The 12,708-nt window shown below is 72.3% G+C and carries 7 protein-coding genes; 5 read left to right on the top strand and 2 right to left on the bottom strand.

All coding sequences use genetic code 11. From position 1 onward, the window contains the following. Positions 1 to 204: 204 nt before the first annotated feature. Entirely contained in the window at positions 205 to 2,613 is a 2,409-nt protein-coding gene (gene lon, locus ACZ5WK_RS08975) for an endopeptidase La (protein ID WP_465546379.1), read from the bottom strand. Positions 2,614 to 2,767: 154 nt separating this feature from the next. After that, positions 2,768 to 3,538 carry a rhomboid-like protein gene (locus ACZ5WK_RS08970; RefSeq protein ID WP_465546377.1) on the bottom strand — a complete coding sequence of 257 codons (771 nt, stop codon included), beginning with the start codon at positions 3,536 to 3,538 and terminating at the stop codon, positions 2,768 to 2,770. A 559-nt stretch (positions 3,539 to 4,097) separates the two neighbouring features. On the opposite strand from ACZ5WK_RS08970, the gene ACZ5WK_RS08965 reads away from it, so the two are divergent. The 5 genes from ACZ5WK_RS08965 to ACZ5WK_RS08945 all read left to right on the top strand — a co-directional run bounded on the left by ACZ5WK_RS08965 (position 4,098) and on the right by ACZ5WK_RS08945 (position 12,573). Next, positions 4,098 to 4,835, top strand: coding sequence for a response regulator transcription factor (locus tag ACZ5WK_RS08965; protein WP_209411241.1), 738 nt, complete (start codon positions 4,098 to 4,100; stop codon positions 4,833 to 4,835). A gap of 96 nt (positions 4,836 to 4,931) precedes the next feature. Further along, positions 4,932 to 6,062, top strand: a complete 1,131-nt coding sequence (locus ACZ5WK_RS08960) for a sensor histidine kinase (protein ID WP_396320801.1) — start codon at positions 4,932 to 4,934, stop codon at positions 6,060 to 6,062. A gap of 279 nt (positions 6,063 to 6,341) precedes the next feature. Then, the gene (locus tag ACZ5WK_RS08955; RefSeq protein ID WP_465546374.1) at positions 6,342 to 10,088 is read left to right on the top strand and encodes a multifunctional oxoglutarate decarboxylase/oxoglutarate dehydrogenase thiamine pyrophosphate-binding subunit/dihydrolipoyllysine-residue succinyltransferase subunit; all 3,747 of its coding nucleotides are present in this window, start codon (positions 6,342 to 6,344) and stop codon (positions 10,086 to 10,088) included. A 248-nt stretch (positions 10,089 to 10,336) separates the two neighbouring features. After that, complete coding sequence (locus ACZ5WK_RS08950; RefSeq protein ID WP_465546372.1) at positions 10,337 to 12,334, top strand: serine/threonine-protein kinase; 1,998 nt, start codon at positions 10,337 to 10,339, stop codon at positions 12,332 to 12,334. 59 nt (positions 12,335 to 12,393) lie between these two features. Further along, the gene (locus tag ACZ5WK_RS08945; RefSeq protein ID WP_396320798.1) at positions 12,394 to 12,573 is read left to right on the top strand and encodes a DUF6104 family protein; all 180 of its coding nucleotides are present in this window, start codon (positions 12,394 to 12,396) and stop codon (positions 12,571 to 12,573) included. The last annotated feature ends 135 nt before the right edge of the window (positions 12,574 to 12,708 follow it).

Raw genomic sequence — 12,708 nt, 5'->3', positions numbered from 1 at the left:
GTCGAGCCGGCCGTCCTGGGCGAGCCGACGAGGAAGCCGGCGCCGGCGTACCGGGTGCGCACCACGGCGCCGGTGCGCGGACCGGTCTTGGCGCAGTGGATCTCCGCCCGGTAGGAGGGGCAGGGGTCCGGCACCGACGTGGCCGCACAGACCCTGACGGGGTGTGGGCCCGCAGGCTCCCACACCCCGTCAGCCGGCCGCCCGTCAGGCGGCGACCAGCACCCCGGCCGGCTCCAGGGCCAGCTTCAGCACCTCCCGGACGTCCGCGACCGGGTGGACGGTGAGCCGCTCCAGCACCTCGGCCGGGACGTCGTCCAGGTCGGCCTCGTTCCGCTTGGGGATGATCACCGTGGTGACGCCGGCCCGGTCGGCGGCGAGCAGCTTCTGCTTCACCCCGCCGATCGGCAGCACCCGCCCGGTCAGCGACACCTCACCCGTCATCGCCACGTCGGTGCGCACCTTGCGGCCGGAGAGCAGCGAGGCCAGCGCGGTCGTCATGGTGATGCCGGCGCTCGGCCCGTCCTTGGGGACGGCCCCGGCGGGGACGTGCAGGTGCACGCCGCGGTCCCGCAGCGAGGTGACCGGCAGCTCCAGCTCGGCGCCGCGCGAGCGGAGGAAGGAGAGCGCGATGTGCGCGGACTCCTTCATCACGTCGCCCAGCTGCCCCGTCAGGGTGAGCCCGGTGCCGCCGGTCTCGGCGTCGGCGAGCGAGGCCTCGATGTAGAGGACGTCGCCGCCGGCGCCCGTCACCGCGAGGCCCGTCGCCACACCGGGGACGGCGGTGCGCCGCTCGGCCGGCTCCTGGGCCGCCTCGGGGACGTGGTGCGGCCGGCCGATCAGGGCGCGCAGATCGTCGGCGCCGATCGCGGCGGGCAGCTCGCGCTCGCCCAGCTCGCTCTGCGCGGCGACCTTGCGCAGCACCCGCGCGATCGAGCGCTCCAGGTTCCGGACGCCCGCCTCACGGGTGTACTCGCCGGCCAGCCGGCGCAGCGCCTCCTCGTCGACCGCGACCTCCTCGCCCTTCAGGCCGGCCTTCTCCAGCTGGCGCGGGAGCAGGTGGTCGCGGGCGATGACGACCTTCTCGTCCTCGGTGTAGCCGTCCAGGCGGACCAGCTCCATCCGGTCGAGCAGCGGCTCGGGGATGGCCTCCAGCACGTTGGCGGTGGCGAGGAAGACCACGTCGGAGAGGTCCAGCTCGACCTCCAGGTAGTGGTCGCGGAAGGTGTGGTTCTGGGCCGGGTCCAGCACCTCCAGCAGGGCGGCCGCCGGGTCGCCCCGGTAGTCGGAGCCGACCTTGTCGATCTCGTCCAGCAGGACGACCGGGTTCATCGAGCCGGCCTCCTTGACGGCCCGGACCAGCCGACCGGGGAGCGCGCCGACGTAGGTGCGCCGGTGGCCGCGGATCTCCGCTTCGTCCCGGACGCCGCCGAGCGCCACCCGGACGAACTTGCGGCCCATGGCGCGGGCCACCGACTCGCCGAGCGAGGTCTTGCCGACGCCGGGCGGGCCGACCAGCGCCAGCACCGCGCCTCCGCGCCGGCCTCCCACCAGGCCGAGCCCCTGCTCGGCCCGGCGCTTGCGCACGGCGAGGTACTCGACGATGCGGTCCTTGACGTCGGCCAGGCCGGAGTGGTCGGCGTCCAGGACGGCACGGGCGCCGGCGATGTCGTAGGCGTCCTCGGTCCGCTCGTTCCAGGGCAGCTCCAGGACGGTGTCCAGCCACGTCCGGATCCAGGAGCCCTCGGGCGACTGGTCGGACGCCCGCTCCAGCTTGTCGACCTCCTTGAGGGCCGCCTCGCGGACCTTCTCGGGGAGGTCGGCCGCCTCGACCCGGGCGCGGTAGTCGCCCTCCTCGTCGGCCGGGTCGCCGTTCAGCTCGGCCAGTTCCTTGCGGACGGCCTCCAGCTGCCGCCTGAGCAGGAACTCCTTCTGCTGCTTGGCCACGCCCTCCTCGACGTCCTTGCGGATGGTGTCGTTGACCTCCTCCTCGGCGAGGTGGTCGCGCAGCAGCGTCAGCGCGTACTCCAGGCGGGCCACCTGGTCGGCCTCCAGCAGCACCTTGAGCTTCTGCTCGGCGGTGGCGAAGGACGCGTAGCCGATGTTGTCGGCCAGCTCGCCGACGCCCTCGGTCTGGGCCACCCGGTCGACGATCTGCCAGGCGCCGCGCCTGCGCAGCCACTGGGTGGAGAGCGACTTGTACTCCTTGACCAGCTCGGCGGCGCGCCCGGCCACCGGGGTGCCGACCGAGGACTCCCGGAACGGCGTGGTCTCCACCCAGAGGGCGGCGCCGGGCCCGGTGGTGCCGACGCCGATCCGGACCCGGCGCACGGCGCGCACCAGCGCCGCCGGCCCCCCGACGGAGTCGGGGCCGTCGGCCAGCCGGCCGACCTGCTCGACGGTGGCGAGGGTGCCGACCGCCGCGTACGAGCCGTCCACCCGCGGGACCAGGAGGACCTGGGGCTTGCCGGTGCCGGTGGCCGCGGCCCGCGCGGCCTCGACCGCGGCCCGCACCTCGGTGTCCTTGAGGTCCAACGGGACGACCATGCCCGGGAGCACGACCTCGTCGTCGAGCGGCAGCACGGGCAGGGTGAGCGGTGTGGACGTCGATGCCATGATCTCTCCCCAGTCAGCGAAGTTGAGTTGACCTGACTAAGGTTTGGCGAGCGCCGGATGTTCCCGGCCCGTCGTTCGCCATGAGCGAACAAGGGCGCCGGTCCGGAGCGGCGGGAAGGCATCGGGCGGGCCTGTCAAAAACGCCCGGGAGACGTCACATCCGGTCGAGCAGGGCGGCCCCGCGGGAGGGCGGGGCGGACGCCGGGGCCGGCCCGGCCGGCTCGGGGCGGCGCGAGCGGCGGTCAGGAGTGCGTCGCAGCAGACGCCAGAGCGCCACCCCGGCCAGCAGCGCCGCCGGGTGGCCGACCCCGGTCACCAGGTCCCGGTCACCGGCGATCTGCTCGGCGATCAGCGCACCCGCCACCCCGAGCGCCAGCAGCCGCCCGCGCGGCGACAGCAGCCCGGCCAGCGCGCCGAGGCTGGCCAGCACGCCGTAGCTGACGCCGATGTCCAGGCTGTCCAGCGCCCCGGACTCCAGCCGCCCGGCGGCCACGGCGGCGATCACCACCGACTGGGAGAGCAGCGTGGCGGCGATGTGCCCGACGGCGAAGACGGCCGCCGCCCGGCCCGGCCCGACCCGCCGTTCCAGCGGCGCGACGGTGAAGGCGAAGGCCCAGAGGTACGGCATCCAGATCGTCCCGGCCACCCAGAAACCGCTGAACAGCAGCGCACGCAGCGGGTGGTGCATCAGGTTGTGGCCGTCCGAGCTGGACGCCTCCTGCAGCCGCAGCACGAGGTCCGGGTCGGCGACCTTGGCGAAGGTGGTGGTGGCTCCGACCACCGCGAGATAGCCGAGCGCGAAGGGGTTGCGCCGGGGCGTCGGCACCCGGGCCAGCAGCCAGCCGGCAACTCCGGCCCGCAACCCGTACCGCAGCATCCCGTAGGGCGGTCCGGCCCGTCCGGCACCCTCCCGCAGCCCCGCCATGCCGCCTCCGCTCCGACCCGCAGCAACCGGCCCCGTCGGTGCCCAACGTACCGGCGCGCGCCGGAAATCCCACCCCCGTGAATCTTGTCGTGACCACGGTACGTCGCGGTTCTGGGAGTCCGCTGGGAAAACCCCGTGAAGACCGGGGAACGGCCGGATGGCCGGAACCCGGGACTTTGGTCCAGACCTTCCCTCTGTTTACGCACGAGTAGCGGCTCTGACCGGCGGCTCGGCGTCAACAAGTGTGCATACGTACCGTCACAGAGTGAAAAATCGCCGGGTAAGGTATCGGCCCGTGCCCACTCCCGAGTGGGTCCGAGGGCGGCCCGACAGCCGCTCCACGGGCCGGAAATGTCCGGTCCACCTGCCGGAAACCACCCGCGGTCCGTACGCTGCGAAGTGTGCGGAAACGGTGGGCAGTCCACACCTGCCCTCCGGTCCCCGCACGCACGAACGGGACGGCGGACCCGGCACAGTCCACGACGGAACAAGACTACGAGCGGAGCCCCGCCATCCCCACAGGTGGCCGGCCCGCAGCCCTGGGGGCGGTGGCGTGACCGTGACAGAAATTCAGCAGGACAACCAGAACAGCGGCGGCACGGTGAGCAGCCAGCGCAGAGTGCTGGTGGTGGAGGACGAGCCCACGATCGCCGAGTCGATCGCGGCCCGGCTGGGCGCGGAGGGCTTCAAGGTCGCCGTGGCCCACGACGGCCCCGGTGCCGTCGACGGGTTCCACACCTGGCAGCCCGACCTGGTCGTGCTCGACATCATGCTGCCCGGATTCGACGGCCTCGAGGTGTGCCGCCGGATCCAGGCCCAACGCCCGGTACCGGTCCTGATGCTGACCGCGCGCGACGACGAGACGGACCTCCTGGTCGGCCTCGGCGTCGGTGCCGACGACTACATGACCAAGCCCTTCTCCATGCGCGAGCTGGCGGCCCGGGTCAACGTGCTGCTGCGCCGCGTCGAGCGCGCCCAGCAGGCGGCCCGCACACCGGCGCTCGGCTCGCTGCGCTTCGGCGAGCTGGAGATCGACCACGTGCAGCGCCGGGTCCGGCTGGCCTCGGGCGACGTCCACCTGACGCCGACCGAGTTCGACCTGCTCGCCTGCCTGGCCGCCCAGCCGCGCGCGGTCCTCACCCGCGAGCAGCTGCTGGCCGAGGTGTGGGACTGGACGGACGCGTCCGGCACCCGCACCGTCGACAGCCATGTCAAGGCGCTGCGCCGGAAGATCGGCGCCAGCTGGATCCGCACCGTCCACGGCGTCGGATACGCGCTGGAAGCTCCGCTCTCGTAGCGGCGCCTCGGGCGACGGGCCTCCGGGGGGCCCGTGTCCCGAACCGCCCTGCGGCCACCTGAGGGATCACAGCACGCGGGGGATCACAGGGGACCAATGACCTTTCCACAGCAACGCAACGGGGACACCGACGGCACCCGGCGGCCCACACTGGCCGCCCGCGCCGCCCACCGGGTCTGGGCCGACATCCGGCCGCTCGACCCGGTCCGCTCGATCAAGGGCAAACTCGCCCTCCTGGTGATCGTCTCGGTCTTCCTGGCCACCGGCATGGTGGTCGTGGCGATCCGCTCCGAGACGCAGATCCGGATCATCATGATCTTCTCGATGATCGCGTCACTGCTCTTCATGCAGTTCCTCGCACACGGGTTGACCGCCCCGCTGCGCGACATGACCGCCGCCGCCCGCGCGATGGCCTCCGGCGACTACAGCCGCCGGGTCGAGGTGAACTCGCGCGACGAGATCGGCGAGCTGGCGGCCACCTTCAACCACATGGCGGCCGATCTGGAGGCCGCCGACCGCCACCGCCGCGAGCTGGTCGCCAACGTCTCCCACGAGCTGCGCACGCCCATCGCCGCGCTGCGCGCCGTCCTGGAGAACGTGGTCGACGGCGTGGTCCAGCCGAACCCGGCGACCCTGGGTGCCGCACTGGAGCAGACCGAACGGCTCGGCCGGCTGGTCACCCACCTGCTCGACCTCTCCAAGATCGACGACGGCGTGGTCGACCTGGACGCCCGGCCCTTCGAGGTGCGCGAGTTCCTGGACGGCGTGCTGCGCGGGGTCACCGTGGACGGCGCGACGGCCGGCGGGGCGTTCTCCCGGCGCGGGGACGTCCGCCTGGCGCTGGAGGTCAGCCCGGCCGGCCTGACCGGCGTGGCGGACCCCGAACGGCTCCACCAGGTGGTCGCCAACCTGGTCGACAACGCCTGCAAGCACTCCCCGCCCGGCGGCACCGTCACGGTCCGCGCCCGGCCCGGGGAGGGGCCCGGCGGGCTCCTGCTGGAGGTCGAGGACGAAGGTCCCGGCATCCCGCCGGCCGACCGCAACCGGGTCTTCGAGCGGTTCAGCCGCAGCGGCACCGCCACCGCCCAGGGGCCCGGCTCCGACGGCGGCACCGGCCTGGGGCTGGCCATCGCCCGCTGGGCGGTGGATCTGCACGGCGGGCGGATCGAGGTGGCCGAGGCCGCCCGGGGCTGCCGGATCGAGGTACGGCTGCCCGGCCCGCGCTGAGCGTGCTCCGGACCGTCATGTCACAGAAGCGACACAGACGTATACGGATCTTGGGAAGCGATTATGTCCGTATTTGCCCCGAAATGGGGGCCGATCGGGCGTGATCGCTTCCCATCCCAACCGGCTTTCTAACGCACATTTTCAGCCAAACTGCAGGTCAGGACTGTGATCTGGGCGACGCCTGAGCCCTGGGGACTGCGCGATCACTGGTCAGGGGCGTAGCCTTAATCCCCGCTGTCCAAACATCCCAAAAGGAAGCGGAAGAGGGCGGTTGCCGCCGTGTCGCCACAGTCCCAAGAAACCCCCAACAGCTCGGCAAGCTCCACAGGCTTCGGCCCCAATGAGTGGCTCGTCGACGAGATCTACCAGCAGTACCTCCAGGACCCGAACTCGGTCGACCGAGCCTGGTGGGACTTTTTCGCCGACTACAAGCCCGGTACCGAGGTGACCCCAGTGACCCAGGCCGCGACCCAGGTCGGCCCCACGCCGACCACCGTTGCCGCCCCCGCGCCCGCCGCTGCCGCTCCGGCCGCGCCCGCCCCCGCCGCACCGGCCGCGCCAGCGGCTCCCGCGGCCCCGGCAGCCGCGCCGCTCGCCGCAGCCCCCGCCGCGCCCCCGGCGCCCAAGGCCGCCGCGGCGCCTGCCGCGCCCGCCGACGGGACCGGCCCCGAGCTGATCCAGCTCCGCGGCCCGGCCAAGGCCGTCGCCACCAACATGGACGCCTCGCTGGAGGTGCCGACCGCGACGTCCGTCCGCGCGGTGCCCGCCAAGCTGCTGATCGACAACCGCATTGTCATCAACAACCACCTGCAGCGCGCCCGCGGTGGCAAGGTCTCCTTCACGCACCTGATCGGGTACGCCCTGGTCCAGGCCATCAAGGCCGCGCCGGGCATGAACCACAGCTACCAGGTGAAGGACGGCAAGTCCTACCTGGTCAAGCCCGAGCACGTGAACCTGGGCCTGGCCATCGACCTGGTGAAGCCCAACGGCGACCGCCAGCTCGTCGTCGCGGCCATCAAGAAGGCCGAGACGCTCGACTTCTTCGGCTTCTGGCAGGCCTACGAGGACATCGTCCGCCGGGCCCGCGCCAACAAGCTGACCATGGACGACTTCACCGGCGTCACGGTCTCGCTGACCAACCCCGGCGGCATCGGCACCGTGCACTCCGTGCCGCGCCTGATGCAGAACCAGGGCACCATCGTCGGCGTCGGCGCCATGGAGTACCCGGCCGAGTTCCAGGGCTCCGCCCCGGAGACCCTCTCCCGCCTGGGCGTCTCCAAGATCATGACGCTGACCTCGACCTACGACCACCGCGTCATCCAGGGCGCGGCGTCCGGCGAGTTCCTGCGCGAGATCCACCGTCTGCTGCTCGGCGAGAACGGCTTCTACGACGAGATCTTCGAGTCGCTGCGGATCCCGTACGAGCCGGTCCGCTGGGCCACCGACGTCGCCACCACCCACGACGACGAGGTCAACAAGACCGCGCGCGTCATGGAGCTGATCCACTCCTACCGGGTCCGCGGCCACCTCATGGCCGACACCGACCCGCTGGAGTACAAGCAGCGCAAGCACCCCGACCTGGACGTCACCACGCACGGCCTCACCCTGTGGGACCTGGAGCGCGAGTTCGCGGTCGGCGGCTTCGGCGGCCAGAAGATGATGAAGCTCCGCGACATCCTCGGCCTGCTGCGCAACACGTACTGCCGCACCGTCGGCATCGAGTACATGCACATCCAGGACCCGACGCAGCGCAAGTGGCTGCAGGAGCGCCTGGAGAAGCCGTACACCAAGCCGGAGCGCGAGGAGCAGCTGCGCATCCTGCGCCGGCTGAACTCGGCCGAGGCCTTCGAGACCTTCCTGCAGACCAAGTACGTCGGGCAGAAGCGCTTCTCGCTGGAGGGCGGCGAGTCCCTCATCCCGCTGCTGGACGCCACCATCGACTCGGCGGCCGAGCACCGCCTGGACGAGGCCGTCATCGGCATGGCCCACCGCGGCCGCCTCAACGTGCTGGCCAACATCGTCGGCAAGCCGTACGGCAAGATCTTCGGCGAGTTCGAGGGCAACCTCGACCCGAAGTCGATGCACGGCTCCGGCGACGTGAAGTACCACCTCGGCTCCGAGGGCACCTTCACCGGCCTGGACGGCGAGACCATCAAGGTCTCGCTCGCCGCGAACCCCTCCCACCTGGAGGCCGTGGACCCGGTCGTCGAGGGCATCGCCCGCGCCAAGCAGGACATCCTGGACCAGGGCGGCACGACCTTCCCGGTGCTGCCGATCCAGATCCACGGTGACGCGGCCTTCGCCGGCCAGGGCGTCGTCGCGGAGACCCTGAACATGTCGCAGCTGCGCGGCTACCGCACCGGCGGCACCGTGCACGTCGTGGTGAACAACCAGGTCGGCTTCACCGCCGCCCCGGCGTCCTCGCGCTCCTCGATGTACTGCACCGACGTCGCCCGGATGATCGAGGCCCCGATCTTCCACGTGAACGGCGACGACCCGGAGGCCGTGGTCCGCGTCGCGCGGCTCGCCTTCGAGTTCCGCCAGGCGTTCCACAAGGACGTCGTGATCGACCTCATCTGCTACCGCCGCCGCGGTCACAACGAGGCCGACAACCCGTCGTTCACCCAGCCGCTGATGTACGACCTGATCGACAAGAAGCGCTCGGTGCGCAAGCTGTACACCGAGGGCCTGATCGGTCGCGGCGACATCACCATGGAAGAGGCGGAGCAGGCGCTCCAGGACTTCCAGGGCCAGCTGGAGAAGGTCTTCGCCGAGGTCCGCGACGCCGCCCAGACCCCGGCCCCGGCCGCCAACGGCAAGCCGCAGGCCGACTTCCCGGTCAACATCCAGACCGGCATCTCCCAGGAGATGGTCAAGCGGATCGCCGCCTCGCAGGTCAACCTGCCGGACTGGCTGACCGTCCACCCGCGACTGCTGCCACAGCTGCAGCGCCGCGCGGCCTCGGTCGAGGACAACACCATCGACTGGGCCATGGGCGAGACCCTCGCCATCGGCTCGCTGCTGATGGAGGGCCACCCCGTCCGCCTGGCCGGCCAGGACAGCCGCCGCGGCACCTTCGGCCAGCGGCACGCGGTGCTGATCGACCGCAACAGCGGCGAGGACTACACCCCGCTGCTGTACCTGACCGAGGACCAGGCCCGCTACACCGTGTACGACAGCCTGCTGTCCGAGTACGCGGCGATGGGCTTCGAGTACGGCTACTCGCTGACCCGCCCGAACGCGCTGGTCATGTGGGAGGCGCAGTTCGGCGACTTCGTCAACGGCGCGCAGACCATGGTGGACGAGTACATCGCCTCCGCCGAGCAGAAGTGGGGCCAGCACTCCGGCGTCACCCTGCTGCTGCCGCACGGCTACGAGGGCCAGGGCCCGGACCACTCGTCCGCCCGCCCGGAGCGCTTCCTGCAGATGTGCGCGCAGGACAACATGACGGTCGCGATGCCGACCCTGCCGTCGAACTACTTCCACCTGCTGCGCTGGCAGGCGCACAACCCGCACCACAAGCCGCTGATCGTCTTCACCCCGAAGTCGATGCTGCGTCTGAAGGCCGCGGCGAGTGCGACCGAGGAGTTCCTGTCCGGCTCGTTCCGCCCGGTCATCGGTGACACCACCGTCGACCCGGCGAACGTCCGCAAGGTCGTCATCACCGCCGGCAAGTTCTACTACGACGTGGAGGCGGCCCGCACCGAGCGCGGCGTCACCGACACCGCGATCGTCCGGGTCGAGCGGCTCTACCCGCTGCCGGTGGCCGAGCTCCAGGAGGAGCTGGCCAAGTACGGCGACAACGTCCAGTTCGTCTGGGCGCAGGAGGAGCCGGCCAACCAGGGTGCCTGGCCGTTCATCGCGATGAACCTGGTCGACCACCTGCAGGTCGTCATCGGCCGCAGTGCCAACGGCTCGCGGCTGCGCCGCGTCGCCCGCACGGCCTCCTCGGCCCCGGCGGTCGGCTCGGCCAAGCGGCACGCCGCCGAGCAGCAGGCGCTGCTGGAGGAGATCTTCACGATCTGACGCCCCGGCGTCCTGGTCACGGCCCCGGCCCCCGCGCACACCGCGCGGGGGCCGGGGCCGTTCCGCTGCCGTCACGAGCTCCACGATGCCGCCATGCCAAGGTCGCAGCTCTGCAACCAAACCGGCACGGAAATGCGCGTCCGGCTGACGGCTCGATAGGTTATGCCTCGCCAGACCGCCGCCCGGGCGCCCGTCATCGCACTCGCGGCCGGCCGATGACCTCACCGCTCTCCCAGGGGGATCACCACATGACCGCCGACGCACCACGGGACGCCACCGCTGCACCGCTCCCGCCGGTCTTCCAGCCGCTCCACCCGGACGACCCGCGGGAGGTCGGCGGCTACCGGCTGTTCGCCCGGCTCGGCGCCGGCGGCATGGGCCGGGTCTACCTCTCGTACACGCCGGGCGGCCGCCCGGTGGCGCTCAAGGTCGTCCGCCCGGAGTTCGCCGAGGACGGCGAGTTCCGCCGCCGGTTCGCCCAGGAGGTCAGCAACGCCCAGCGGATCCACGGGCTCTACACCGCGCAGGTGATCGACTCCGGCGGCCTGGACTCGGACGCCCCCTGGCTGGTCACCGCGTACGTGCCGGGCCCGTCCCTCCAGCAGGTGGTGCGGGAGAACGGCGCGCTGCCGGTCCGCACCGTGCTGCTTCTGATGGGCGGCATCGCCGAGGCGCTCCAGGCGATCCACAGCGTCGAGGTGGTGCACCGCGACCTCAAGCCGGCCAACGTGCTGGTGGCCGGCGACGGCCCGCGCGTGATCGACTTCGGCATTGCCCGGGCCGCCGACGCCACCGCGCTGACCGGCACCGGCTACCGGATCGGCTCGCCCGCCTTCATGTCCCCCGAGCAGGCGCAGGGCCGCCCGGTCACCCCGGCCACCGACGTCTTCGCGCTCGGCGCGCTGGCGGCGTACGTGGCCGGCGGCACGGCTCCGTTCGGCGACGGCCCGGACACCGCCGTCCTGTACCGGGTGGTGCACGAGCAGCCCGAGCTGGACGCCGTCCCCGCCGACCTGCGCGAGCTGGTGCTGCGCTGCCTGGCCAAGTCCCCCGAGGACCGGCCCAAGCCCGCCGAGATCATCGAGATCGCCCGCAACCACCCGTCGGTCGGCGGACAGCTGCGGTTCACCGAGGACTGGCTGCCCAAGCAGGTCAACACCGAGATCACCCGCCGCTCGGACCTGCCGAAGACCCCGCCCACCCCGCTGCCGGCGGCCCCGCCCACCGTGCCCACCGCTCCCCCGGTCCCGGCCGGCCCGCCCACCGCTCCCACCGCTCCCACCGCTCCCCCGCAGCCGACCCACCCGGCGACCGCCCTCTCGTACAACACCCCGCCGCCGGCCGGCCCGCCGGCCGGGTTCACCCCGCCGCCGCTCGGCGCGTACGGCGCCCCGCAGCCCGCCACCGAGGCGCCGACCGGGCCGCTGCTGCCCTCGCCGCCGACCGTGCAGCTGCGCCAGGAGCCGCCGTCCTACGACACCCCGCCGCCCGGCCCGGTGGTGACGGACACCCCGGCGCCCGCGCCGGAGCCGAAGCGCAAGGGCGTCTCCTGGAAGGTGCTGCTGACCGTCGCCCTGGTGATGGCGGTCGGCGGCACCGCCGGCGGCGTGGTGCTGATGAAGCAGATGGACAAGAACGACAACAAGGGCAGCTCCGGCAACACCGCCCAGCAGACCCCGGGCAACCAGCCCCAGCCCGCGCCCTCCCAGAGCACGGACCCGGGGACCGGTGACACGCCCAGCCCGTCGCCGAGCAAGTCCACCGGGAAGGTGACGGCCGCACCGTCGGCCTCGGCCAGCAACGGCGTGACCGCGCCGGCCCGCCCCGTCGGGTACTCCCCGCTGCTCGACAAGAAGCCGCTGGCCATCCCCGGCACCGACGCCTACTACGACTCCTACCGGATCGACCTGGACGGCGGGACGGTCGTGCCGCGCGGCAACGACCTCAAGTGGGGTCTGGGGCTGAACGCCACCGGCAGCAGCAGCAAGGCCAACTCGTTCGTCACCGCGGGGGACGACAAGTCGGACTTCGCGGTGATCACCGAGTCGAGCGTGACTCCGGACCAGTGCGCCGTCGCCATCGACTCGCGGCCCGACACCGACCTGTCCTTCAACCGGGTCTCGCCCGGGCGCCTGCTCTGCATCCGCGACCGGATCACCCGCAACATCGCCATCGCGGTGGTCGAGGTCGCCGACGGCACCACCGGCGCCGTCAAGCTGACCGTGAGCACCTGGCGCGCCAGCTGACCGGGCCCCGCCCCGGACTATCCTGACCAGGTCGAATCCCCACCGGACCGGAGCGAACCGTGTACTTCACCGACCGCGGCATCGAGGAGCTGCAGAACCGGCGCGGCGAAGAGGAGGTCACCTTCGAGTGGCTGGCCGAGCGCCTGCGCGAGTTCGTCGACCTCAACCCCGACTTCGAGGTCCCCGTCGAGCGGCTGGCCACCTGGCTGGCCCGGCTCGACGACGAGGACGACGAGTGACGCGGTAGAGCACCACCGAAGGGCCCGGGAGGCAGCCGCCTCCCGGGCCCTTCGCGTGCTCCCCGTAGGGGGCGGGTCAGGGGCGGCTCCGGGTCCGCCTCCGGGTAGGACGCCCTTGACTTCGCCGTCACGCGA

It is taken from the genome of Kitasatospora sp. NPDC032757, from assembly GCF_055579305.1.
The sequence above is the reverse complement of the archived record's forward strand: the minus strand, read 5'-3'. Positions and strand labels throughout refer to the sequence as shown.